The sequence below is a fragment of the Achromobacter sp. SIMBA_011 genome (genome assembly GCF_046535435.1).
GTDB lineage: Bacteria > Pseudomonadota > Gammaproteobacteria > Burkholderiales > Burkholderiaceae_B > Achromobacter > Achromobacter dolens.
Window position 1 is genome coordinate 256,781 of record NZ_JAWRWN010000006.1, and the last position, 23,478, is coordinate 280,258.

21 protein-coding genes and 1 pseudogene are annotated in these 23,478 nt (G+C 67.6%); 7 read left to right on the forward strand and 15 right to left on the reverse strand.

What is annotated here, in order from left to right; genetic code table 11:
* Positions 1 to 20 precede the first annotated feature (20 nt).
* From leuC to SB816_RS21215, 4 genes are all read right to left on the reverse strand, one after another.
* Positions 21 to 1,424 (reverse strand): 3-isopropylmalate dehydratase large subunit, encoded by a 1,404-nt coding sequence (leuC, locus tag SB816_RS21200; RefSeq protein WP_054503887.1) that lies wholly within the window; start codon positions 1,422 to 1,424, stop codon positions 21 to 23.
* 197 nt (positions 1,425 to 1,621) lie between these two features.
* Positions 1,622 to 2,461 carry a M48 family metallopeptidase gene (locus SB816_RS21205; protein WP_410547492.1) on the reverse strand — a complete coding sequence of 280 codons (840 nt, stop codon included), beginning with the start codon at positions 2,459 to 2,461 and terminating at the stop codon, positions 1,622 to 1,624.
* 42 nt (positions 2,462 to 2,503) lie between these two features.
* Positions 2,504 to 3,571: a chorismate synthase gene (gene aroC, locus SB816_RS21210; RefSeq protein ID WP_054503889.1), complete on the reverse strand. Its 1,068-nt coding sequence runs from the start codon at positions 3,569 to 3,571 to the stop codon at positions 2,504 to 2,506.
* A gap of 36 nt (positions 3,572 to 3,607) precedes the next feature.
* Positions 3,608 to 5,017, reverse strand: coding sequence for a putative bifunctional diguanylate cyclase/phosphodiesterase (locus SB816_RS21215; RefSeq protein ID WP_410547547.1), 1,410 nt, complete (start codon positions 5,015 to 5,017; stop codon positions 3,608 to 3,610).
* A gap of 590 nt (positions 5,018 to 5,607) precedes the next feature.
* Between SB816_RS21215 and SB816_RS21220 the strand changes: the two genes are divergently transcribed.
* Entirely contained in the window at positions 5,608 to 7,581 is a 1,974-nt protein-coding gene (locus SB816_RS21220) for an EAL domain-containing protein (protein ID WP_240806413.1), read from the forward strand.
* Positions 7,582 to 7,745: 164 nt separating this feature from the next.
* Positions 7,746 to 9,128, forward strand: coding sequence for a sensor histidine kinase (locus SB816_RS21225; RefSeq protein ID WP_410547493.1), 1,383 nt, complete (start codon positions 7,746 to 7,748; stop codon positions 9,126 to 9,128).
* Here the strand turns inward: SB816_RS21225 and SB816_RS21230 are convergent.
* Positions 9,110 to 9,766 (reverse strand): response regulator transcription factor, encoded by a 657-nt coding sequence (locus SB816_RS21230; RefSeq protein WP_240317399.1) that lies wholly within the window; start codon positions 9,764 to 9,766, stop codon positions 9,110 to 9,112. The two genes, SB816_RS21225 and SB816_RS21230, sit on opposite strands and share 19 nt — an antisense overlap.
* Between SB816_RS21230 and SB816_RS21235 the strand changes: the two genes are divergently transcribed.
* On the forward strand, positions 9,650 to 10,057 hold the full coding sequence (locus SB816_RS21235) for a hypothetical protein (protein WP_240317403.1): 408 nt from the start codon (positions 9,650 to 9,652) through the stop codon (positions 10,055 to 10,057). The two genes, SB816_RS21230 and SB816_RS21235, sit on opposite strands and share 117 nt — an antisense overlap.
* On the opposite strand, the gene SB816_RS21240 is transcribed toward SB816_RS21235, so the two are convergent.
* Together SB816_RS21240 and SB816_RS21245 are read right to left on the reverse strand one after the other, a co-directional pair.
* On the reverse strand, positions 10,049 to 11,536 hold the full coding sequence (locus SB816_RS21240) for a protein adenylyltransferase SelO (protein WP_410547494.1): 1,488 nt from the start codon (positions 11,534 to 11,536) through the stop codon (positions 10,049 to 10,051). The two genes, SB816_RS21235 and SB816_RS21240, sit on opposite strands and share 9 nt — an antisense overlap.
* Positions 11,533 to 11,904, reverse strand: coding sequence for a DUF2069 domain-containing protein (locus SB816_RS21245; protein ID WP_054503895.1), 372 nt, complete (start codon positions 11,902 to 11,904; stop codon positions 11,533 to 11,535). The genes SB816_RS21240 and SB816_RS21245 overlap by 4 nt, the downstream gene beginning before the upstream one ends.
* Positions 11,905 to 11,921: 17 nt before the next feature.
* On the opposite strand from SB816_RS21245, the gene SB816_RS21250 reads away from it, so the two are divergent.
* Together SB816_RS21250 and SB816_RS21255 are read left to right on the forward strand one after the other, a co-directional pair.
* Positions 11,922 to 13,235 (forward strand): YihY family inner membrane protein, encoded by a 1,314-nt coding sequence (locus SB816_RS21250; RefSeq protein WP_054503896.1) that lies wholly within the window; start codon positions 11,922 to 11,924, stop codon positions 13,233 to 13,235.
* Positions 13,236 to 13,266: 31 nt separating this feature from the next.
* A complete protein-coding gene (locus SB816_RS21255; protein WP_006387928.1) occupies positions 13,267 to 13,725 on the forward strand; it encodes a CBS domain-containing protein in 459 nt (152 codons plus the stop codon).
* 108 nt (positions 13,726 to 13,833) lie between these two features.
* Here the strand turns inward: SB816_RS21255 and dusA are convergent, their stop codons facing one another.
* Positions 13,834 to 14,850, reverse strand: coding sequence for a tRNA dihydrouridine(20/20a) synthase DusA (dusA, locus tag SB816_RS21260; protein WP_410547495.1), 1,017 nt, complete (start codon positions 14,848 to 14,850; stop codon positions 13,834 to 13,836).
* A gap of 185 nt (positions 14,851 to 15,035) precedes the next feature.
* Here dusA and SB816_RS21265 point away from each other — a divergent pair, with 185 nt between their 5' ends.
* Together SB816_RS21265 and SB816_RS21270 are read left to right on the forward strand one after the other, a co-directional pair.
* The gene (locus SB816_RS21265; protein WP_175142927.1) at positions 15,036 to 16,004 is read left to right on the forward strand and encodes a homoserine kinase; all 969 of its coding nucleotides are present in this window, start codon (positions 15,036 to 15,038) and stop codon (positions 16,002 to 16,004) included.
* Between the two features lie 65 nt (positions 16,005 to 16,069).
* Positions 16,070 to 16,873: a BPSS1780 family membrane protein gene (locus SB816_RS21270; protein ID WP_240806415.1), complete on the forward strand. Its 804-nt coding sequence runs from the start codon at positions 16,070 to 16,072 to the stop codon at positions 16,871 to 16,873.
* Between the two features lie 6 nt (positions 16,874 to 16,879).
* On the opposite strand, the pseudogene SB816_RS21275 reads toward SB816_RS21270, so the two are convergent.
* From SB816_RS21275 to SB816_RS21305, 7 genes and pseudogenes are all read right to left on the reverse strand, one after another.
* Positions 16,880 to 17,044 (reverse strand): annotated as a pseudogene (locus SB816_RS21275) (DUF192 domain-containing protein); the annotation flags it as partial.
* A gap of 65 nt (positions 17,045 to 17,109) precedes the next feature.
* Entirely contained in the window at positions 17,110 to 18,015 is a 906-nt protein-coding gene (locus SB816_RS21280) for a type II secretion system F family protein (protein WP_064523251.1), read from the reverse strand.
* 12 nt (positions 18,016 to 18,027) lie between these two features.
* Positions 18,028 to 18,873, reverse strand: coding sequence for a type II secretion system F family protein (locus tag SB816_RS21285; protein ID WP_144655232.1), 846 nt, complete (start codon positions 18,871 to 18,873; stop codon positions 18,028 to 18,030).
* Positions 18,870 to 20,543: an ATPase, T2SS/T4P/T4SS family gene (locus SB816_RS21290; protein ID WP_144655233.1), complete on the reverse strand. Its 1,674-nt coding sequence runs from the start codon at positions 20,541 to 20,543 to the stop codon at positions 18,870 to 18,872. The genes SB816_RS21285 and SB816_RS21290 overlap by 4 nt, the downstream gene beginning before the upstream one ends.
* Before the next feature lie 4 nt (positions 20,544 to 20,547).
* Positions 20,548 to 21,909 carry a type II and III secretion system protein family protein gene (locus SB816_RS21295; protein WP_054503902.1) on the reverse strand — a complete coding sequence of 454 codons (1,362 nt, stop codon included), beginning with the start codon at positions 21,907 to 21,909 and terminating at the stop codon, positions 20,548 to 20,550.
* Positions 21,906 to 22,739 carry a Flp pilus assembly protein CpaB gene (cpaB, locus tag SB816_RS21300; protein ID WP_410547548.1) on the reverse strand — a complete coding sequence of 278 codons (834 nt, stop codon included), beginning with the start codon at positions 22,737 to 22,739 and terminating at the stop codon, positions 21,906 to 21,908. Before cpaB ends, SB816_RS21295 begins: the two co-directional genes overlap by 4 nt.
* Positions 22,736 to 23,395, reverse strand: a complete 660-nt coding sequence (locus SB816_RS21305; RefSeq protein WP_231132855.1) for a hypothetical protein — start codon at positions 23,393 to 23,395, stop codon at positions 22,736 to 22,738. Before SB816_RS21305 ends, cpaB begins: the two co-directional genes overlap by 4 nt.
* Positions 23,396 to 23,478: the final 83 nt, after the last annotated feature.

The window sequence follows — 23,478 nt, forward strand, 5'->3', positions numbered from 1 at the left end:
TGTCGGTACTCGGTGGGCGCTTAACGGAACGTGCGGACGTCGACGAAATGGCCGGCCACGGCGGCGGCGGCGGCCATCGCCGGGCTGACCAGGTGGGTGCGGCCACCCTGGCCCTGGCGGCCTTCGAAGTTGCGGTTCGAGGTCGAGGCGCAGCGCTCGCCCGGCTCAAGCCGGTCGGCGTTCATGGCCAGGCACATCGAGCAGCCCGGCTCGCGCCATTCGAAGCCCGCCTCGATGAAGATCTTGTCCAGGCCTTCGCGTTCGGCCTGCTGCTTGACCAGGCCGGAGCCCGGCACCACCATGGCCTGGCGCACGTTGGAGGCCACGCGCTTGCCGCGCGCCACGACGGCGGCGGCGCGCAGGTCCTCGATGCGCGAGTTGGTGCAGGAGCCGATGAAGACGCGGTCCACGCGGATGTCGGTCAGGGGCGTGTTGGGCTTGAGGCCCATGTATTCCAGCGCGCGCTCCATGCCGCTGCGGCGCACGTCGTCTTTTTCGCGGTCGGGGTCCGGCACGCGCGAATCGACCGGCAGCACCATTTCGGGCGAGGTGCCCCAGGTGACCTGCGGCTTGATGTCGCGGGCGTTGACGTTGACCACGGTGTCGAACCTGGCGCCTTCGTCGGTGTGCAGCGTGCGCCAGTAGGCCACGGCGTGATCCCACAGCACGCCCGACGGCGCGAACGGACGGCCGCGGAAGTATTCGATGGTCTTGTCGTCGACGGCGACCATGCCGGAGCGGGCGCCGGCTTCGATGGCCATGTTGCAGACCGTCATGCGGCCTTCCACCGACAGCGCGCGGATGGTGCTGCCGGCGAACTCGATGGCGTGGCCGGTGCCGCCGGCGGTGCCGATGATGCCGATGATGTGCAGGACGACGTCCTTGGCCGTACAGCCGAACGGCAACTCGCCTTCGACCTTGATCAGCATGCTCTTGGCTTTCTTCATGAGCAGCGTCTGCGTGGCCAGCACGTGTTCGACTTCGGAGGTGCCGATGCCGAACGCCAGCGCGCCCAGCGCGCCGTGCGTGCTGGTGTGCGAGTCGCCACAGACCACGGTCATGCCCGGCAGGGTGGCGCCCTGCTCCGGCCCGATGACGTGGACGATGCCCTGGCGCAGGTCGTTCATGCGGAATTCGGTGATGCCGTACTTGTCGCAGTTGGCGTCGAGCGTGTCGACCTGCAGGCGCGAGATCGGATCGTCGATGCCCTGGGCGCGGTTCATCGTGGGCACGTTGTGGTCGGCCACCGCCAGGTTGGCGCCGTTGCGCCACGGCTTGCGCCCGGCCATGGCCAGGCCCTCGAACGCCTGCGGGCTGGTCACTTCGTGCAGCAGGTGGCGGTCGATATAGAGCAGACAGGTGCCGTCTGATTCCTGGTGGACGATGTGGGCGTCCCAGAGTTTGTCGTAAAGGGTTTGGGCCATGGATGCGCTCAGCAAATAGACAATCCGGCTCGTGCCTCGCATGGAGCGAATCCCTCGCATCCACGCCGGCCGCTGCGGCATGTGAGGCATTATGCCCAGCCTCTGAACCTAGTACAATCACACCGAATATACTAGTACTGGCAATACCACGGTGAGTCCCCGAGACGGCAGGACGCCGCCCGGGGCGCAACCAATGCCTAGCGCGACGCGCGGCCCTTGGATTGCTCGTACAGCGGCAGCACCTGTTGCGCCGCCGCCTGCAGGTCGGTGATACGCGAGGCGGCCGACGGGTGGGTCGAGAGGATCTCGGGCGGTGCGCTGCCGTTGTCCGCGGCCCCCATCTTCTGCCACAGCGTGACCGCGGCGCGCGGATCAAAGCCGGCCCGAGCGGCCAGTTCCACGCCCATGCGGTCGGCTTCGGTTTCGTGGGTGCGGCTGTTGGGCAACGTGAACATCACGTCGCTGAGCTTGCCGCCCAGGTCCGAGGCGGCGCTCGATCCGGTGGCGATCGACAACACCTGCAACCCGAGGTTGGTGGCCATCTGCTGCGAGACGCGCTCGCGCGCGTGCTCGCGCAGCGCGTGAGAAATCTCGTGGCCCAGCACCGCGGCCAGCTCATCATCCATCGGCTTGATCTTGTTGATCAGGCCGGTGTAAACGGCGATCTTGCCGCCCGGCATGCACCACGCGTTGATCTCGTCGCTGGTCAGGACGTGCACTTCCCATTTCCAGCCGGACGCGTCGGGGCGGAAAACGCCGGTCTGCGCGATCAGGCGCTGCGAGATCGCTCGCACCCGCGCCACCTGCTGAGCGTCGCGGTCCAGCAGGTTCTTGGCCTGCGCCTGCTTGAGGATGTCGGCGTACTGCTGGTTCGCTTCCTGCTCCAGCGCCTGAGACGGCACCATGCTGGACATGTACTGCGTCCGGTTGACGCCGATGGCGCCCGACTGGGTGGTGTTCATCCCGGTGCAGCCCGCCAGGGCAGCCAGGAACAGCGCCGCCGCCAAGCGGCGCAACGGATAGCGATTACGGCTCATGTCAGCCTCCAACAGTCAGGAACAACGGGACGCGCGCAGGCCTCAACCCTGATCGCCGCACTGGCCGCGGTGGCGCAGGGCGTGGTCGATCAGCACCAGGGCCAGCATGGCCTCGGCGATTGGCGTGGCGCGAATGCCGACGCAGGGGTCGTGGCGACCGAGCGTCTGCACCATCACCGGCTCGTTGGCGCGGTTCACGGAACGGCGCTCGACCCGGATGCTGGACGTGGGCTTGATGGCCAGCGACACCGTCACCGGCTGGCCCGTCGATATGCCGCCCAGCACGCCGCCGGCATGGTTGGTGACGAAGCCGTCGGGGGTGATCTCGTCGCCATGCTCGGAACCGCGCTGCGCGATGCAGTCGAAACCGGCGCCGATCGACACGCCCTTGACGGCATTCAGGCCCATCATCACGTGCGCGATGTCGGCATCCAGGCGGTCATAGATGGGCTCGCCCCAGCCGGCCGGCAGGTTCTCGGCCACCACCTCGATACGCGCGCCGACCGAATCGCCGTCGCGGCGCAACTGGTCCATGTAGGCCTCGAGCTCCGGCACGATGTCGGCGTTGGGCGCGTAGAAGGGGTTGTTCGGCACCTCGTCCCAAGAGACGAAGGGAATCGGGATCGGGCCCAGTTGGCTCATGTAGCCGCGCACTTTCACGCCGTATTGCTCGGCCAGCCACTTCTTGGCCACGGCGCCCGCCGCCACCGTCGGCGCGGTCAGCCGCGCGGACGAACGGCCGCCGCCGCGAGGATCGCGCAGGCCGAACTTGCGCCAGTAGGCGTAGTCGGCGTGGCCCGGCCGGAACGTGTCGGTGATATTGGAATAGTCCTTGCTGCGCGCATCGGTGTTGCGGATCAGCAGCCCGATGGGCGTACCCGTGGTCAGCCCCTCGAACACGCCGGACAGGATCTCGACCTGGTCGGCTTCCTGGCGCTGGGTGACGTGACGCGAGGTGCCGGGGCGGCGGCGGTCCAGTTCGTGCTGGATGTCGGCCGCTTCCAGCGGCAATCCGGGCGGGCAGCCATCGATGACGCAACCGATCGCCGGCCCGTGGGATTCGCCAAAATTCGTGACGGTGAACAGGGTACCGAGGGTATTGCCGGGCATAGGAAATCAACAGGTGGGGTTTGCAAGCAACCCCGATTATGACACCGCCGACGCCAAAGCCTGAATTTCCGCGGCGGGCGCGGGACGTCCCAGCAGGAAACCCTGCATCACACGGCAACCCAGCGACTTGAGGATCTCGCGCTGCCCTTCGGTCTCGACGCCTTCGGCCACCACCGGCAGGTGCATCGCCTGGCACAATCCGAACAACGCCGACACCACCTCGCGGCTGCCGGCATCGGACTCGAGAGCGGAGATGAAGCTGCGGTCGATCTTGACCCAGTCGATCGGCAGGTGCCGCAGATGGTTCAGGCTGGAATAGCCGCAGCCGAAATCGTCCAGCGCCACGCCGATGCCCTTGGCCCTCAGAGTGTTCAGGATCTTCACGTGGCGCTCGTAGTGCAGGATGAAGATCGATTCGGTGATCTCCAGCACCAGCTTGCGCGGCGCCAGCTTGGTCGCGGCCAGCACGTCGGAGACCAGTTGCACCAGGCCGTCCTCGTTCAACTGCTTGACCGACAGATTCACGTGCACGCGCCAGGCCGCCGGCCACAGCGCCGCCTGTGAGCAGGCGCGTTCCAGGATCCAGGCGCCCAGGGGCACGATCAGCCCGCTGCGTTCGGCCAGCTCGATGGTCACGGCCGGCGATACGCTGCCCAGCTCGGGGTGATGCCAGCGCAGCAACGCCTCGCAGCCCTGCACCACCCCGGTGCCGCTGTCGCAGACAGGCTGGTAGTACAACTCGAATTGGTCCATCGAGGCAGTCGTCAGGGCCAGCCGCAGGTCGTTCTCCAGACCCTGCTGGTCACGCTGACGCGCCAGCATGCGGAAGTCGAACATGTTCCAGCCGGGGCCGCCACGCTCCTTGAGCGGCACCATGGCCACCTGCACGCAACGTTGTAATTCCTCGACACTGCGACCGTGGTCCGGATACAACGCCGCCCCCACGCGGAACACCGCGATCAGGGGGCGGCCACCCAGCTCGTAAGGCACGGAAAGGTCCTCGAGCAGCTTGGCCGAGACCTGGGCCGCGCCCTCCTCATCGACGTCGGGAATGCACACGGTGAAGGTGTCGGTGCCCGTGCGGGCCACCATGCCGCCCAGCGCGCGGGTCAACAGGCTGAGCCGATCGGCCACCATCACCAGCAGGGCCTGGTCTTCGCCGGCCCGCAGCATCGCGCTGATCTCGGCGTACTGGTCAAAACTGACCAGGAAAAACGCGCCAATGCCGCGCGAGCCCGAACGGGCGCGCGCGATACCCAGGGACTCCTGGTGGTCCTGCGCCGGTCCGCCAGGGCCGACCCCCCCCCGGCCAGCCTGCCGCTCCGACTGGACCAGCCACGCGCGCGCGCGGCGATGCAGCTCCCGCTGGCTCAGGACGCCGGTCAATTCATCACGCGTCAATCGCCCGCGCAGGACGCGTTCCCGGCGGACGAAAAACAAACTTATCGCTGCAAGTGCGCCCACGAGCGTCAGGCACAGTGCGAGCAGGTAACTCTCACGCACGGAGCCCCCTATCTAGAAACCCTTGGCGTTGTGGTCCGGAAAGAAACCCAAGGGCTGTAACATTTTTTAAATTATGCATTATTTTCGCAAAAAAACGCCACACTTCAGGAGCAACGCGCTCCCTTTCCTTCGATTCCTGCCTTGATCTGGTTGCTCGTTGGGGGTCATGACGGTCCTTGGATAGCAGTCGCTGGCCGGTCCTTTGCGCCATGCCGTGCCCTTACTACGACAGCCGAAGCCCGAAAATTAATACGGCCTGTCTCAATAGTTATCATCCGGGCAATTATCACGAGCGAAATAATTGCACAGGTTGTCTGATATCGCAGTTGATTTCGTAATATTCTGTATGTTCTGTGACATACGGAATTACAGCGTGCGCGGCGACACTGAGGTATTAGTAACGTGTGTCACGTTTCTTATCCAGCATTTTTCCCGTCAGGGCACTTGCGCTGCCCGACGTCTCCCCTTTCACTGGCAGGCCGGCATTGCGCGGCACCGGCAACGGTGCGGGCCACGAAGGGAACCTCTAATCCATGTCCACACTACGCCGGCTGATCCTCTGCACCGCTCTCCTGACTGCCTTCATCCTGCTTGGCGCACAGGCGCTGGGGATGCTGGCCGCCCACCGTTATCTGAACACCCAGTTGGCCCAGCAGGGCCAGGCCGGCGCCAGCGCGCTGGCCTGGGCGCTGTCGCACGACCCGGGAGGCGTGCAGGACAAGCGTCAGTTGGCCGACGAGCTGTTCGGGGCCGGCATGTATGCGCTGGTGCGCATTTCCGGTGAGAACGGGGACACGGAGGCCGAACGCCGCGAACCCGCGCAGAAAGGGCAAGCCGGGGCTGCGCGCGACTGGCGCGACACCTGGCTATCCATGGACGCCCCCGCGGCCACCCGCCCCTATCTGGGGCCGGATGGCCGGCGCCTGGGCACGGTCACGGTGCAGGCGGACGCGCGGCCGGCGCGCGACACCCTGTGGCAAGGCGGCGTCCGTGTCATCGGCCTGAGCCTGGCCGCTGGCGTGTTCTGGACACTGTTCGCCGCCAACCTGATGCGCTGGCTCGAGGCGAAGACCGGGCGGCACGGCCTGGGCCGCGCCGGCCCGCTGGCGCGGGGCGAAGCGGATAACCCGCAACCGCGCGGGCCCGCCGGCATCGACGAGGCGCTGATCGATGCCCAGCGCAAGGCCGCCGCCACGGTGCAGGAACAGAACGCCCGCATCGAATCGCTCGAAAGCGAAATCCAGCGCGACGCCGTCACCCGGTTGCCCAACCGCAAGTATTTCATCGACCACTTCCGCCAGGCGCTGACCGGCCAGGCGGCCGATACCGGCGGCCACATCCTGATGTTCCGGCAACGCGATCTGGCGCAGATCAACCGGCACCTGTCGCGCGCCTTCACAGACCAGTGGCTGCGCTCATCCGCCGACCGGCTGCGCAGGCTGGTGGACGCCAACGGCGGCGGCGCCATGACGCTGGCGCGGATCGGCGGTTCCGACTTCGCCCTGTTGATGCCGCGCACGTCCGCCCCCCAGGCCGGCCTGCTGGCCGAACGGGTCCGGCATGAACTGCGCTCCTTGCGCGTGCCCATGGACAAGCACGGCTGGTGCCGCTGGGCGCTGGCGATGGCGGCCTTTACGCCCGACGACAACGTCAGCGACACGCTGGCCAGGCTCGATCACGCCCTGATGTGCGCCGAGAGCGCCGACGATGACCAGATCGCCCCCGCCAGCCAGGCGCCCGACAGTACCCGCATCGGCGAATACAGTTGGCACGATGCGCTCTCCACGGCCCTGGAACAGCACCGCTTCTCGTTGACGGTGCAGGCGCTGACGGACGTGCGCGGGGATGTGCTGCATTACGAAGCGAGCCTGACGCTGCACGATAGCCGCGGCGCCGATCCGGTGCCGGCCGCGATCTTCATGCCGCCCGCGGTGCGCCTGGGCCTATCGGCCGAATGCGACATCCAGGCCGTGCGCCTGGGCCTGGACTGGCTCTACACGCACGACGCCGCGCTGACGGTGCACGTATCGCGCGCCTCGCTGGCGCAGGCCGCATTCCTGTCGCGGCTGGAACGCATGCTGGCGGACCGGCCGGCCCTGTCCCCGCGGCTGATCGTCGAAACGGACGCGGGCGCGCTGGTGGAATTGGGCGACGAAATGCGCCAACTGTGCCGCATCGTCACCGCGGCCGGCGGCCGTGTCGGCCTGTCGCGCCTGTCACGGCAATTCGGCGCGATGGAACACCTGCACGAATACCCCCTCTCGTACGTCAAGCTGTGTGGCGGCTTCATTACCGGCATTCTGCACAGCCCGGGCAGCCAGCACCTGGCCGCGACCGTCGTGGCGACCGCCGCCTCGCTCGGCATGTCGGTGTACGCTGAGGACGTTCCCGACGACGCCACCCGCGCCACGCTTGAGAAAATCGGTGTCCACGCGATTCGCGGCGCTGTCGTAAACTTCGCCCGCGCGAACGACCACGCGCCTGACCAACAATGGGTTCCTAGTTGACGGAAGGATTGTTTCTTCGCACCCTTTGGCGCTCGCGCCAATGCCGCGCTGACCGCGCGGCCGCCCAGCGCGCAGCGCGCTCCGCGTGGCCCGTATGGCCGGCAGGCCTGCTCTTGTGGCCCGGCGCGGCACTGGCCGACGCGCCCGGCCACGCATCTGCCGATTTGCTGATCGGCCTTACCGCCGGCATCGCGCTGGCCTGCGCCGTAGCCAGCGCCATCGCCTGGCTCTACACCCGCGCCGCGATCTACGGCGCCGGCCTGGCCTTCGCGCTGGTCGAGGGCATCCTGCGCACCCAGCCGACACTGTTCCCGGCGGGCGCACTGCAGGCGGGCTCGTACGCGGCGTTGCTGGCCATGTCCGTTTCTCTCATCGCTGCGGGCCAGCCGGGCGCCGCGCGCCTGGCCACCGCCTGCCGCTGGACTTGCATCGGGCTGACCGGACTGGCGGCGCTGGCGCTGATCTTCGTCTATGACTCCGATGACGGCATGATGCCCACCCTGATCGCCGGCGCCGGAGCCGCCGCCAGCGTGGTGCTGGCGGCCTGGTTTCTGGCCGTCGCCGCCCGCCCCTGTCCGCGCCGCGCCGCGACGCTGGCGCTGGGCGCGGTACATCTGTCATCGGCCTGGATCCTGGCCCACGACGCCTGGTCCGGGTCGACGGACGGCGGGCCGGTGATGCCGCTGGCGCGGCTGCTCCTGGCGCTGGCCGCCTTGCTGCTGGCGGGACTGGAACGGCGGACGCAGGCGGATCCCGCCCGCCAGCAAACGGACGATGCCCAGCAGTTGGTCCAGGGCGAATTGCGGCTGGTGGAAATGACGGGCGCGCTGGACGCCCAACGGCAGATGAACGCCCTGATCTCCCACGAACTGCGCGCCCCGCTAGCCACCATCAGCGCGGCGGCGCAGTCCCTGGACATGATCCTGTCGGGCAACGGTGAAGCCGTCGACAACCGGCTGGCGCGGATCCACCGCTCGGTGACCCGCATGACGGAGCTGATGGAACAATTGCTGAACCAGGACCGGCTCGGCGAACAGGCCTGGACTCCGCGCGGCGAGCAGACCGACATGTCCGAGCTGGCGGGCGACGTCGTCGCGGCCATGCAACCCGATACCGCCCACGCGCTGCGGCTGCAGGCCGGCGGCGCGCCGCTGCCCGTCTATTGCGACCGCGCGCTGACGAGCGTGGTGGTGCGCAACCTCATCCACAACGCCATCAAGTACTCGCCCGCCAGTGAGCCGATCCGGATCGAGACGGGCGAAACCGAGGCGCAGGGCGTGCCGATGGCCTGGGTGGCCGTGACCGATCGCGGCCCCGGCATTGGCGTGGAGGAACAGGCCCGCATCTTCGAGCCGCGCTTTCGCCGCGCGGCCCATCGCGAAACCCAGGGCATGGGCATCGGCCTGTATCTGGCGCGACGCATCTGCCAGAGCCAGGGCGGCTCGCTGGTCATGCACAGCGAAGTGGGCGTGGGGACGCGTTTCGTCATCACCCTGCCCGCCCGGCCTCCCGAGCCCGATGCGCAGGCTCAGGCCGCGAACACGTAACCCTGGCCGCGCACCGACAGCACCGGCAGCTTCAGCCCGGCGCTCTGCGCCTTGGCGCGCAGCCGGCTCACCAACACGTCGATACGCCGCAGCTCGAACCCGCCCGGGCTGTCCGGCAGGAACAGCTCGGCCAGGGCCTGTCGGCTGACCGCCGAACCGGCCGCATCCATCAACGCCATGAGAAAGGTCCGTTCCTGGGCGCTCAGGTGCAGCGATGCGCCGTCCGGCGCCACCAGGATCCAGCCGCCATCCTGCAGCGACCAGGAGGTGTCGGCAGCCGCCGCGCGGGTCTCGGCGTCGGCCGGACGCGGCGCCTTGGCCAGGCGCATGCGGCGCGCCAGGCTGCGGATGACGGAACTGAGCTCCAGCAGGTCGACGGGCTTGGTCATGTAGACATCGGCGCCGCCCTCCAGGCCGCGCACCCGGTCCTCGAGCGCGCTGCGGCCCGTCAGCATGACGATCCCCACCGGACTCAACGCGCGCAGGCGCGTCGCGACGGAAAAACCGTCCTCTCCAGGAAGATGGGCGTCAAGTATGACGATATCGCAGGGTTGCTCCTGCAAGCGACGGTAGAACGCCGCGGCATTGTCACAGGCGAACGCCACACGGAAACCGTACCCGCCCAGGCCCAACGCCAACTCCTCCCGGAAGTCCGCATCATCCTCAAGCAGGCCGATACACAGCAAACCATCTGCGCCAGGCATATTCAGAGTGCTTTTATATTGAAAATTGTCGACAAATGCCCCAGTGACAGGCATGCCATCCTGAGTGTCCCGCAGGCGACAATCTTACGACTTTTACAATGGAAACGAATGTTTGCAGAGAAAAAAACCGCGATTTTTCGTCTCAATGCGCCAATTTTCTGCGTTTTACGCCCTCAAAATGGCCGCTTTGTCATCAATACGCGCGCGCAGCGAACATCAGGATGAACAGCTCACCTCGATGCCGTTGGCCCAGTCCGGCGGCAGGCTGGCGTACTTTTCGTAGCCAGCGCGGGCCGTGAACGGCTCGCGCAGCAACGTCATCAGCGTCTCGATTTCGCCCGCGTCGCCCGTCTTGGCGGCGCGGATCGCCTCCTCGGCCAGGTGATTGCGCAATACATATAGGGGGTTGACCCGATTCATGGCCTCGGCCACCTCGGTCGCCGGACGTCCGTCCTGCGCGTGGCGCGCCAGCAGGCGATCGAGCCAGCCCGCGGCCGCCTCGCGGTCGATGAACAGATCCTGGAATGGCGCGCGGTTGCCAGACACCGCATCCGCCAGCCGCCGCCAGGCCAGCGTGAAATCGGCCTGGTTGGCGTCCATCAGCTTGAGCAGGTCGTCCAGCAGCGGCTCATCCGCCGGGCGCCAGGCCGCCAGGCCCATCTTGGCGCCCATGCGGTCATGAAACGCGCGCGTGAACACGCCCTCGAATTCGTCCAGCACCGCGCGCAGGGCGTCGACGTCCTGCACCAGCGTATGCAGGCTGCCGCCCAGCCGGTAGAGATTCCACAGCGCCACGGACGGCTGGCGGTTCCAGGAATAGCGGCCCTCGGAATCGGAATGGTTGCAGACATGGCCAAGCCGGAAGCCGTCCATGAAACCGTAAGGGCCGTAATCCAGGGTCAGCCCCAGGATGGACATGTTGTCGGTGTTCATGACGCCATGGCAGAACCCCACGGCCTGCCAGTCCGCCATCAGCAGCGCGGTGCGGCGGGTGACCTCGCGCAGCAGGCGCACGTAGGGCGCGGTGTCGCTTGGCGCCTCGCCGGCGGGCACGGCACGGCATTCGGGGTAGTAGCGGTCGATGACATAGTCGGCCAGCGTCTTGAGCAGGTCCGGCTGACGGCGCGAAGACCAGTGCTCGAACGAGCCGAATCGCACGAAGCTGGGCGACATGCGCGTCACGATGGCCGCCGTTTCCACGGTTTCGCGCCAAACCGGGTCGTCCGAGGCCACCAGCGCCAGTGCGCGGGTGGTCGGAATGCCCAGGCCGTGCATCGCTTCGCTGGCGAGGTATTCGCGCACCGACGAGCGCAGCACCGCGCGGCCATCGCCCATCCGCGAATACGGCGTCTTGCCGGCGCCCTTGAGCTGCAATTCCCAAGCCCCCGCCGGCCCCTGCACCTCGCCCAGCAGGTGGGCGCGGCCATCGCCCAACTGTCCGGCCCACACGCCGAACTGGTGGCCGCTGTAGACCGCCGCCAGGGTGTCGCCGCCTGGCAGCGGCTGCGCCCCGGAAAACACCCGCAGGAATTCCGGCGTCCGCAGCGCGGCCGGGTCCAGCCCGATCAACGCGGCGGCCTCGGCATTGGCATGCAGCAGCCGCGGATTGTTCAGCGGTTGCGGCTCCAGCCGCGTATAGAACGCGGCCGGCAGCGCCGCGAACGAGTTGACGGCTTGCAGTTCGGACAGGGAATGGGCGCTCATGCGCGTTGGCTCCTGGCGGCCCGCTTGGCCGGCCGCACGTAGAAAATGGCGCTGACGAAGAACAGCGTCGACAGCAGGATCTCGCCCCACGCCATCAATACCGACAGCGGCGCCGGATCCGACATGGCGCGCACCACGCCCTCCATCAGGTAGAGCAGCGACAGCATCGAAGCCCACTGATACGTATAGAGGTTGCCGCGCACGACGCCGCGCAGCGGCAGCACCAGCGGCAAGGCCTTGAGCAGCATCCAGGAACCGCCCGGGCGCAGCGGCGCCACCAGCGTTTCCCAGGTGACGCACAGCACGATCAGGGCGAACAGCGACACCGAGGCCGCCAGGCGCAAGCGGGGGTTGAGTTCAGGGTTCATGCTGCTATTATCGCCTGATGAACCGCCCCGCCGAGCCTGCCGCCGCCTCGCCGGCGGCCCCCGAGTCCCCGCCCCCGCGCGCATCGTGGGCGGCGCGGGTCGGGCGTGCCTTTGTCTTCACCGCGCAGCGCGCCGACGAGGAAAAGCTGCTGCAGGTCGCCTCCAGCCTCACCTTCACCACGGTGCTGGCGATCGTGCCGATGCTGGCCGTGGTGCTGTCGCTGTTCACGGCCTTCCCGGTGTTCCAGGAGTTCCGGGTAGCGCTCGAGGACTTCCTCGCCAACAGCCTGATGCCACCGTCCGTCTCGGACAACATCATGGAATACCTGAACCAGTTCGCCCGCCAGGCTTCGCGCCTGACCGCGATTGGCGGCGCGTTCCTGCTGGTGACCTCGCTGCTGCTGATCATGACGATCGACACGGCTTTCAACGACATCTGGCATGTCACCCGGCAGCGCCCGCTGCCGCAGCGGGCGCTGGTCTACTGGGCCGTCATCACGCTGGGGCCGGTGGTGGCCGGCGCCAGCCTCTGGGCCACCTCGTTCGTGGCGCGCGAATCGCTGGGACTGGTGCGCGACGTGCCGGAAATCGTCAGCGTGGCCATCTCGTTCATTCCGCTGGTGCTGACGGCCCTGGGCTTCGCCGCCCTGTTCATGGTGGTGCCGAACCGCCAGGTGCTGTGGCGCGACGCCCTCATTGGCGGCTGCGTCACGGCGATCGCGCTGGAAGTCATGAAGTCGGCCTTCGCCTACTACCTGACGCGGTTTCCCACCTATACCGTCATCTACGGCGCGTTCGCCACGCTGCCGATCTTCCTGTTGTGGATCTATCTGTCCTGGCTGGCGGTGCTGCTGGGCGCCACCCTGGCGGCCAGCGCGCCGCTGATCCGCCTGGGACGCTGGGAATTCAACCGTTATGCCGGCGCCCCCTTCGTCGATGCGCTGGACGTGCTGCGCGTGTTGCGCCGCGCCCAGTCCCGCACGCCCCCCGGCCTGCCGGCCGGCCAACTGGCCTCGAAACTGAAACTGCACCAGGACGAACTGAACGATGTCCTGGAGACCCTGTGTGACATGAACCTGGTTACACGCACCCCGGACGATCTCTGGGTGCTGACCTGCGACGCCCGGGAGACCTCGCTGGCGCCGGTGGTGGACCGTTTCCTGCTCGATCGCGGCCAGCCGCGGGTGCGCGACGACGGTGAAATCCTGCGGGTCGCGGCAGCCGTGATTTCCCGGGAAAATGCGCCCGTGCTGGAAGAAGTCTGCGGAGAAGCGCAAAATACCGGAAATGGCGTCGCCCCGGTATTGCAGCTGGAAGCGAACAAGAAATAGCAATCAGGGCACCACCGCCCAGGAGAAACCGATGTTGAAGGTCAGCGAGATTCTGCGCGTCAAGGGAGACACGCTTTACACGGCATCGCCGGACATGCCCGTGTCCCAGGCCGTGCAAACCATGAGCGAGCAGGATATCGGCTCGCTCGTCATCATGGAATTCGGCACGCTGGTCGGCATGCTGACGTTCCGCGAGATCATCCGCCACATGCACGCGCATGGCGGCGCGGGCGAAACCACCATCCGTTCCATCATGGACGACGCGCCGGTCAGCGTATCGCCCAACACCAGCGCCGACGAAGTGCAGCGCCTGATGCTCGAAAAGCACGCGCGCTACATCCCGGTCATGGACGGCCCCACGCTGATGGGCGTGATTTCGTTCTACGACATGGCCCAGGCCATCGTGGCGGCCCAGCAGTTCGAAAACAACATGCTCAAGGCCTACATCCGCGACTGGCCCGCCGAAAGCGCGGAGTCGACCCAGTCCTGAGCCACCGGCGGGCGGCGTCATCGCCGGCCCGCGGCGATCGTCCAATGGACAACGCCCAGGCGACCTCGCGGCCGCCTGGGCGTTGTTGCATTCAGGAGGGAGGCGCGTTCAGACGCCCGCCGGCGCCGCCGCCAGCGCGGCGCCGCGTTCCGGCGGCGCATGCCGCTGGCTGCGCCAGGCGTCGTAGATCAGCGCGGGATCGTTCGCGGCCAGCAGCGCTGGATCCGACAACATGCGGCGCCAGCGCCGCGCGCCCGACTGGCCATTCACCAGTCCCAGCATGGGCCGCGTCATGACCCGTAGCGGCACGCCCCGCGCCACCTGGCCCGCGGCGTATTCCATCATCGCGTCGACCACCTGGGCATCGCTGGGCAGGCGCACCGACGGCCACAACTGCAGGGATACTTCGGACAACACCCGGGGCGTGTGCCAGGCCGCGCGGCCCAGCATCACGCCGTCGAAATCGGCGGCCGCGCGCACCGACTGCGCGGCATCGGCCAGCCCGCCGTTCAGCACGAACACGCAGTCCGGGAAGTCCCGCTTGAGCTGGCTCACCACGTCGTAGCGCAGCGGCGGAATCTCGCGATTGTCCTTGGGCGAGAGCCCCTTGAGCACGGCGTTGCGCGCATGAGCGATGAACACCCGGCAGCCGGTGTCGTAGATCTTGCCGACGAAATCGCGCACGAAGGCGTACGACTCGTCATAGTCCAGCCCCAGGCGGTGCTTGACCGTCACCGGAATGTCGACCGCATCCTGCATCGCCTTGATGCAGTCGGCGACCAGGGCGGGCTCGGCCATCAGGCAGGCGCCGAAAGCGCCTTTCTGAACCCGTTCCGAAGGACAGCCGCAGTTCAGGTTGATTTCATCGTAGCCCCATTGCCGCCCCAACTTGGCCGACTGCGCCAGGGCGTCAGGCTCGCTGCCGCCCAGTTGCAACGCGACCGGATGCTCGGCCTCGTCGAAGTCCAGGTGACGCGCGACGTTGCCATACAGCAAGGCGCCGGTGGTGATCATTTCGGTGTACAGACGCGCGCGCGGCGCCAGCAGCCGGTGGAAATAGCGGCAATGCCGGTCGGTCACATCGATCATCGGGGCGACGCACAGCCGCCAGTCGGGGGAGTCCAAGAATCACTCGTCAAAACAAGGGGATGCGGTATTTTACGGTGCTTGGCGGGATTCTGCCCGGCAAGCTGGCCGACGATAGCGCCGCCCCCGCGGGCCATGTGGTCTAAAATTGCGCCGCCGCCGCGCGCAAGCGAGCGCCCGCGCCCGTGGCACACGTCCGCCAACTCCCCTCTTCTCGTAGATCAATGGCCGTATTCACCCCCGTATCCGATGACGACGCACGCGCCCTGCTGGGGCATTTCGACCTGGGTGAGTTCGTCTCGCTGCGGGGGATCACGGCGGGTATCGAGAACACCAATTACTTCCTGTACACCAGCCGCGGCGAATACGTGCTGACGCTGTTCGAAGTGCTGACGCACGCCCAGTTGCCGTTCTATATCGAACTGATGTACCACCTGGCCAGCCGCGGCATTCCGGTGCCGCAGCCGCAGACGCTGCGCAACGGCACCCGCCTGACCACGCTGCACGGCAAGCCCTGCGCGATCGTCACACGCCTGCCCGGCGGCTACGAACCCGCCCCGGGCGTCGCCCATTGCGCCCTGGCCGGGGCCACCCTGGCCCGTGCCCACCTGGCGGCGCGGGACTTCCCGATCCAGCAGCCCAACCTGCGCGGCCTGTCCTGGTGGACCGAGACGGCACCCAAGGTTCTGCCATTCCTCGAAGCCGGCCAGGCGCAGTTGCTGCAGTCCGAGCTGGCCGCGCAACAGGCCGCGGCCGCCAGTCCCGCGTGGCAGGCACTGCCCGCCGGTCCCGCGCACTGCGACCTATTCCGCGACAACGTGCTGTTTGCCGGCACCTTCGAGGATCCGCTCATGGGCGGCATCATCGACTTCTACTTCGCCGGCTGCGACACCTGGCTGTTCGACGTCGCGGTCGGGGTGAACGACTGGTGCATCGAACGCGACACGGGTGAATTTATCCCCGAACTGGTCGAATCCTGGCTCGATGCCTATGCCAGCGTGCGCCCGTTCACGGACGCCGAGCGCCAGGCATGGCCGCTGATGCTGCGTGGCGCCGCCCTGCGCTTCTGGCTGTCGCGCCTGTACGACTTTTTCCTGCCGCGCCCGGCCCAGACGCTCAAGCCGCACGACCCCCGCCATTTCGAAAGAGTGTTGCAAGCGCGCCACCGCCCCGGCCTGCCGGTATTGCCGTAATCGTTATGCCCCCCATAATTGGGGGTAGCACGTCCCTTATTGAGAGATCACTTCCCAAGAGAGCCATGCAAGCAGCATTCCTACCCGCGTCTTCCGGCTGGCAATGGGTTCGAGACGGCTTCCGTCTGTTCCGCAAGCAACCCCTGGCCATGTACACCTGGGCGCTGGTCAACAGTCTCCTGGTCATTTTTGCCTTCGCGGCGCAGATCGTCGGTCCGATCCTGTTCATTGCCCTCATGCCGTCGGTCACGCTGATGAGCCTGGCGGCCTGCAAACACGTCGAGGCAGACCGCGTCATGCTGCCCTCGATGTGGGCCAAGCCGCTCAAGCAGCCGGGAGTGTTCCGCAAGCTGTTCCTGATGGGCCTGCTGTACGCGGCCGTCAGCCTGGCGACCGGGCTCGCCACCTTCCTGCCGTTCTCGGCCGCCTTTTCGGAAGGCATGCGCATCGCGTCCATCGAAAACAGCATGGAACCCGTCCTGATGGCCTTGCGCGCCCCGCTCATCATTTTCACGATTCTCTACATCGTGATCGCGGCGCTTTTCTGGTATGCGCCGGTACTGGTCGCCTGGCACGGCTTGCGACTGACGCAGGCGCTGTTCTTTTCCGGCATCGCCTGCTGGCGCAACAAGTGGGCCTTCCTGGTTTATGCCGCCACCTGGGTCCTGATCGCCCTGTTCCTGGACCTGTGCTCCGGGCTGCTGGTCGCCCTCGGCCTGTCGCCACAATTGGCCAGCACGCTGCAGATTCCGTTCACGATCGCCGCGGCAGGCGTGTTCTATTGCAGCTTCTACCCGTCGTATACCTCCGTGTTCGGCATCAACAGTCCCAGCCCGAATCTCGACAACGGCCACGGCGCCCAGGCATAACGCCACCCGGCAGGGCGCCAGCGCCCTGCACACCTTCACCACCCGCCGATCGCGCGCCACGAACACCACGTCGATGGGATGGCGCATGCCAAAGGTATGCACCGCCCGGCAAGGCGCCAGCAACAGGCCTGAACGCGGCCCCGGGGGCCGGCGCCCCAGCAATCCGCGCATCCGGCCTGGCCAGCTTCCGACCCGCAGCAGCCGCAACCGTGCGCGGGGCCACGGCAGGCGGGCGCTCACCAGGTCCCCTGCAGCAATCGCGCGGCGATGGGAAACGCCAGCACGATGAACGTGCACGGAAAGATGCAGCCTATCAACGGCAACAGCATCTTCACCGGCGCCTGCAGCGCCAGTTGCTCGGCGCGCCACTGGCGCTCGCTGCGGCATTGCCTGCTCTGCGCCCGCAATACCGGCCCCAGGCTGATACCGAGTGCATCCGCCTGGGCCAGGGCCGCGGTCCACTGGCGTACCAGCGGAATGCCGCAGCGATCCGCCATGGCCTGCAGCGCGGCGGCCCGGGACACGCCGGCGCGCATGTCCGCCAGCGCCTCGCCCAGGACGTCGCGCAACGGGCCGCGGGGACCGTTCGTGGCGGCCATTTGCAAGGCGCCATGCGTGCTCAGGCCGGCCTCGACGCACAAGACCATCAGTTCGAGGACGAACGGCAAACCCTGTTCGATCCGGCGCTGGCGTTCCCGTATCCGGCCTCGGAGCCATATTGCCGGCTGCACGCCCGCCATGAGCGCGCCGGCGACGGCCCCCGCGATGTAGTAGCCAATGGCCAATGCATCCCTCGGCGGCGCTCCGGCCAACATGCCACTGCCTCGCAACGCCAACATCGCCAGGCCCGCGAACGCGGTCCCCGCCATTGCGGCCGCCAGACTCAGCGCCATGATGTGCTCGCCGTGCACGGTCGCAGGCAGCCCCGCCCGGGCGGCCATCGCGGCCAGGCGTGTCCGCCAGGTTCGCGGACAAAACCGCCCCACCGCTGGCGCCGTCCACGCGAGCCCGGGCCAGGCCAGACGCCACCACTCCGGCAAATTGGCGACTGCCGGCATGCCGCGTCCGCTGGAGCGCAAAACCCGCCACGCGCATAGCGCTCCGCCCAGCGCCAGGACAACCATGTCCAGATATCGCCACATCACCGCCCTCTCTTAAAAATCGATCCGAACGATCCGCCGGATCAGCAGGACGCCCGCGGCTTCCAGCGTCGCCAGCAGGGCGAGCACCATCCAGCCTTGCCTCGTATGCCAGAGCAACGCCATGCTGTCCGGCTCCAAGCGGTCCAGCACCGCGAGCAGCAACACCGGCAAACCGCCGACGATCCAGGCCTGCATGCGGCCCTGCGAAGTCAGGGCCCGCACTTTCGCTTGCCACTGCAATCCCGCCCGCACCGCCTGCGCGATACCGTCGAGCGCCTCGGCCAGGTCGCCGCCGGATTGCGCGGCGACACGCATTGCCACCACCACGAGTGTGGTCGAATCAGCCGCCATCCGCGTGTTCAGATGTTCCAGCGCCTCGTCCCAAGCCACGCCCAGCCGCTGCTCGCGCAGCACCAGCCCAAACTCCTGCGCCAGCGGCGCATCGCCCTGAGCCACCACCTGCCGCAACGCGGGCGTCAAGGCGATGCCGGCGCGCAAGGCCGAGGCCAGCATCAGCAAGGCCATCGGCAGTTGCTGTTCGAAGCGCCGGATACGCCGTCGTCGCCAGGCGTCCATCAACACGCGCGGCGCCCGCAGGACCAAAGCTGCCGCCAATAACGTGCCGCCGGCGCTGGAGGTGACCATGAAGGCCACCGCCGCCACGAGGACCGACAGCGCCATCGCGCCCGTCCATAGCCATGCCGGGTCGACAAACAGGAACAACTCGCCGAGGCGCCCTTGCGCCTCGTGCGTGTAATGCTCGCGCCAGCGCCGCAATACCGGTGCGAGCCAGCACTGCAAGCTCCAGGCCAATGCCGTGCCGCACACCGTCGCCGCCAGAGCGGCGAGCCAGATCACGACGAACGCGCCGCGCAAACGGCGTCCGCGGCCCCCCCGTCAACGGCGAACCAGGAAACATCCAGGCCGTGGCCCGCCTCCTGCCATGCCTGCGCGAAGCTGGGCACGACCCCGCATCCGGCGAACCCGCCATGACGCTCATGCCGGAACAGTTCCTGCAACTGGATGCGCCCGCTCTCCATACCGGTGACTTCGGCGACGGACACCACCACGCGCCGCCCGTCGGACAATCGCGCCTGCTGCACGATGATGTCGATGCTGGCCGCGATGTGCTCACGCACGACGGCCAGTGGCAGATCCAGCCCTGCCATCAGCACCATCGACTCCAGGCGAGCCAGCGCATCCCTGGTGGAATTGGCGTGCAAAGTGGTCAAGGAGCCTTCGTGCCCGGTATTCATGGCCGTCAACATGTCGAAGGCCTCGGCGCCGCGGCACTCCCCGACCACGATCCTGTCCGGCCGCATGCGCAGCGCATTGCGCACCAGTTCGCGGATATCTATGCGCCCGCGCCCCTCCTGATTGGATGGCCTGGCCTCGAGCGACACCAGATGTTCATGGCTCAACCGTAGTTCCGCCGCGTCCTCGATGGTGACGATGCGCTCGCCTTCCGGGATTTCGTTGGACAGAACGTTCAGCAGCGTCGTCTTGCCCGCTCCCGTTCCGCCTGAGACCAGCAGGTTCTTGCGCAGGCGTACGCATCCGGTAAGGAATTGCGCCATGGCCTCGCTGAGCGTGCCAGCCGCCAACAGGTCCGCCATCTCCGGCCGGCGCTTCGGGAATTTGCGGATGGTCAGGCTCGCGCCTTTCAATGCAACCGGGGGAATGATGGCGTGCACCCGGGATCCGTCGGGCAACCGCGCGTCCACCATGGGCGAGCTTTCGTCGATGCGGCGCCCCAACGGAGTAACGATGCGCTCGATGACCCGGCGCACCGACTGTTCGCTGGTGAAGGCTGCGGCATGGCGCCACAGCCGGCCATCGCGCTCGACGTAGATTTCGTCATGCCGATTGACCATGATCTCGGTGACATCCGGCGCCGCCAACAATGGTTCCAACGGCCCCAGCCCGACCGCTTCGTCCAGTACCTCGCGGCACAGGGCCTCCCGGTCGATGGCCAGCGGCAATCCGGCATCCTCGGCCACGATCAGCGTCAACAGGCGCGTGGCTTCGGCGCGCAGCGAGGCGTCGCTCATACCCGCCACATCGCGCCGGCGAAGGTCCAGCGCGCCCAGCAGCGCGGCGTGCAGCCGGCGGCGCCATTGCAGGGAGGGCGACGACGGGACAAGCAGGCGTATCGCTGCTGCCTCCCGCACGGGGGGTGACGGCGGAGGTGACGGCGGAGGTGACGCCGCAGGCACTGCCGCGTTGCGCTCGTCGTCGTGCGTGACGGGCGCCACCTTCAAGCGGCAGGGACCGATCAGGATCTCGTCGCCCGCCCCCACCGGCACATGGCTCGCCACGCGCAGGCCGTTGACGAAGGTGCCGCCAAGCGCACCGAGATCCTCGAGCACGACCACCGACGCTTCGCGCCGCAGCCGCGCATGCTGGCGGCCTACGCGCCAATTGGCAATGCGCAGGTCGCAGTGGACGCCGCGGCCGATCAGCACGGGCGCCGCAGCCACGATTCGTCGCGTGGCCGCGTCATCAACAGTCATCTGGATTTCAAGCATGGTGCTACTCCTGGTTGGCCGGCGCGGGCTTCGGCTCGTCATCGTCCCACTGCGACCCCGCCCCGGCGCGGGTGTTCCAGCCCGCGGTCGCGCGCGACGCGGTTCCCAACCGGGACGGTTGCGGAAATGCGGCGTCAACCAGCGCGTGCGCACGCCGCACCCGATCCGCCATGGCGGGCTCGTCGCGCGACACGATCCGCGGGGTTACAAAAATCGCCAGCTCGGTCTCGCGCAGTTGGTAACGCCGCGACGAGAACAGCGCGCCCAGAATCGGGATGTCTCTCAAGCCGGGAATGCCACTGGCATCGTCAGCGCGCTCGCGCGACAGGAAGCCGCCGATGACCAGCGTGTCGCCGGAGCGCACGTTGAATTCGGTGGAAGCCCGGCGTGTCCGCAGCGCCGGCCCGCCCGCGGCGGTCAGCGCCATGTCGACGGAACTGGCCTCGACCTCGATCAGCGAGCGAATGACGCCATTGCGATCGATGCGCGGCGTGATCCGCAAAGATACGCCGTAGGGTTTGAACAGCGTCGTCGGATTGCCGCGCGAGTCGGTCGAGACATAAGGCACCTCGCCACCCGCCAGGAACGTTGCGCTTGCGCCGCTGCGAGCCAACAGTTGCGGCTGCGCCAGCATGACGGCCTCGCCGCTCTGGGCCAGCGCGGCAATACGGGCCGACAACAGCGCATTGACGCCGAAGTAGCCTGCGGCGGATGACAACGGCGCCGGAGCTTGGACCACCTGCTCGCCGGGCCGCGCCATGCGGCCAAGCGACCCGGCATCCCATGCCAGCGCGGCGTTCAGGCCACCCTGCGTCGTGCCGTCCCAGCGGACCCCGAGCTCGCGCAACCTCGACGAGGGGATCTCCACTACCTGCACGTCCAGCAGCACCATGCTGTCCCACCCCACCTGGCCCGTGAAATCGACGACCTCGGGATAGCGCTGCGCCAACGCGGCGATACGGTCACGGTCGTCATCGGACAGGTCATCCCCCTCGATCACGATGCGTCCGCCCACCACCGAACTGCGGGCCCTGGGAATGCGCGACAACAGGGATTCGATTTCCGCCCGCAACCGCGGAGCCCCCGCCGGCACCACTTCGACCGCGTAGGTCTTGACGCCGCCGTCGGCCCACACCTGGACCGACGACATACCTTCGGCGCGTGCGAAAACCACAACCTCGCGACCCGCGGTGGCGACGGCGCTGAGCACCTCGCCATTGCCGATGGCCACCTGGGTCACGCCGGGCGCCGCCAACACGCGGCTTTCCCCGACTTGCATGTCGAGCGCCTGCCCGGCGGACCATGCGGGAAATACGACTGTCCACAGGCACACTGCGGACAGCGCCGCGATCATTCCGACGTTCATGGAAATTCCGATTCAAGGTCCGTTGACGAGACGATCGCTGCATCCGCCCCTTCGCCCAGGCGATCGCCATACAGGATGACCACCCGCGGCGCCGGCCGGGACTTGCGACCGCCATCCAGCAGCGACATCAATTCAGCTGGCGGCATGGCCTCGCTGGCCACGGCATCGGCCGCGTTCCGCAACACGGCGGTCAACGTGCCAGCCTGTCTGGCCATGAGGTAGCTGGCGATCTGATCCGCCGATGCCGCCAACGTGATCGGAGGGTTTGCATCGACCGCGGAGGCATCGGTCGCGGCCAGCACCCGCACGCCTCGCAACACGGGCACGACCGCGCCCGGGCCGCGGCGCGGCAGCGTCAGATATACATCGATGGCGTCTCCGGCCCGCAACGTCGCGGCCAGGCTTCCGAGATCGGCGGCCTGCGCCACGAAGGCGCGCTGGCCCGCCTCGAGCCGCGACGCCAACGATGGCTTGACCAGGGAATCCGCAGCGGCGAGGCAGCCATTGAGCACCAGTTCGCCGCCAGTGAGCGCTCCCGCCAGCCGCATGCCCAGCACGCTGTCGAGGGCGCCAGGCTCGAGGCTGCTCGCCGGCGCCCACTGCCCCGGAATGTCACGCACCGCGAGATGCCGCTCCTCCAGCACCGTGCCGGCTGCCAGATCGTGCGCGGCGACCAGGCGACTGACCAGCGGAACACGTCCCGCTGCTTCCAGGTCTTCGACACGCTGGCGCACATGTTCACGCACTGCCCAGGCGGACAACAGGCCGGCCGCCAACGCCAGCGCGAAGATGGCTATCTGGCGCGCACCAGGCACGACTCGGCGGGTCATGGCGTCCACCGCCGTATCCACAAACCACTGCCGCCATCCAGCGGTGTCAACATCCATTGCAAGCGCTCGCCGCGCTGCTGCCATGATTGCCAGGCGACGGCCCAACCCCTATCGAGCTCCTGCCAACCCGCGCGCAGCAATCCCTGCCGCAACACCGGCGCCAGACGCGACGGCGCAAGAAAATGGCGCCATATCGACTCAACGACAGTCCCCCGCCCTTGCCGCACGGTGAAATCCAGCATCGGCTGCGCATCGGCCGGCAGCCAGTCGGGCACGTCAGTGACGACGGCCGCCACCGGAGTGATCGACGAAACGCTTCCGATGCTGCGACCGCCCCCAGGGCTGCCCAATTGCGCCACCCAAAAGGCGTCGCCGACCCAGCCGGACAGGATCGCCTGTCCCTGCCGTATCTGGAGATCGCTGAATGCGGGTTGCTGGCGCGACAAGACTTTGATCAATTCCGGCACATCGACGGGCGCATCGAATACCAATGCCTGCATCGGCGCGCCATTCAGCCACATGCGATCCGCCAGGGGTTCGACCCGAGAACCGGGAGGGAAGCGCAATCCGGCCAAAGATGCCGGGTTCGATGACGCGAGGCCGGCCTGCGTAGCGGCTCCGGCGAAAGCCACCGGCCACGCCAGCGCCACCCACATGATCAATATCGAGGCGCCCCGTACGCACGGCGTAGAGCGCCGGTGCGTGCCGCGCGACCGCCCGCGGCCTGAAGGGCCATGCC

What these genes read in the sequence shown, in the direction of transcription:
- leuC (WP_054503887.1), bottom strand. Translation starts at nt 1,424, where the DNA reads ATGGCCCAAACCCTTTACGACAAACTCTGGGACGCCCACATCGTCCAC.
- SB816_RS21205 (WP_410547492.1), bottom strand. Translation starts at nt 2,461, where the DNA reads ATGAGCCGTAATCGCTATCCGTTGCGCCGCTTGGCGGCGGCGCTGTTC.
- aroC (WP_054503889.1), bottom strand. Translation starts at nt 3,571, where the DNA reads ATGCCCGGCAATACCCTCGGTACCCTGTTCACCGTCACGAATTTTGGC.
- SB816_RS21220 (WP_240806413.1), top strand. Translation starts at nt 5,608, where the DNA reads ATGTCCACACTACGCCGGCTGATCCTCTGCACCGCTCTCCTGACTGCC.
- SB816_RS21235 (WP_240317403.1), top strand. Translation starts at nt 9,650, where the DNA reads ATGGGCGTCAAGTATGACGATATCGCAGGGTTGCTCCTGCAAGCGACG.
- SB816_RS21240 (WP_410547494.1), bottom strand. Translation starts at nt 11,536, where the DNA reads ATGAGCGCCCATTCCCTGTCCGAACTGCAAGCCGTCAACTCGTTCGCG.
- SB816_RS21245 (WP_054503895.1), bottom strand. Translation starts at nt 11,904, where the DNA reads ATGAACCCTGAACTCAACCCCCGCTTGCGCCTGGCGGCCTCGGTGTCG.
- SB816_RS21250 (WP_054503896.1), top strand. Translation starts at nt 11,922, where the DNA reads ATGAACCGCCCCGCCGAGCCTGCCGCCGCCTCGCCGGCGGCCCCCGAG.
- SB816_RS21255 (WP_006387928.1), top strand. Translation starts at nt 13,267, where the DNA reads ATGTTGAAGGTCAGCGAGATTCTGCGCGTCAAGGGAGACACGCTTTAC.
- SB816_RS21265 (WP_175142927.1), top strand. Translation starts at nt 15,036, where the DNA reads ATGGCCGTATTCACCCCCGTATCCGATGACGACGCACGCGCCCTGCTG.
- SB816_RS21270 (WP_240806415.1), top strand. Translation starts at nt 16,070, where the DNA reads ATGCAAGCAGCATTCCTACCCGCGTCTTCCGGCTGGCAATGGGTTCGA.
- SB816_RS21280 (WP_064523251.1), bottom strand. Translation starts at nt 18,015, where the DNA reads ATGTGGCGATATCTGGACATGGTTGTCCTGGCGCTGGGCGGAGCGCTA.
- SB816_RS21290 (WP_144655233.1), bottom strand. Translation starts at nt 20,543, where the DNA reads ATGCTTGAAATCCAGATGACTGTTGATGACGCGGCCACGCGACGAATC.
- SB816_RS21295 (WP_054503902.1), bottom strand. Translation starts at nt 21,909, where the DNA reads ATGAACGTCGGAATGATCGCGGCGCTGTCCGCAGTGTGCCTGTGGACA.
- cpaB (WP_410547548.1), bottom strand. Translation starts at nt 22,739, where the DNA reads ATGACCCGCCGAGTCGTGCCTGGTGCGCGCCAGATAGCCATCTTCGCG.
- SB816_RS21305 (WP_231132855.1), bottom strand. Translation starts at nt 23,395, where the DNA reads ATGTGGGTGGCGCTGGCGTGGCCGGTGGCTTTCGCCGGAGCCGCTACG.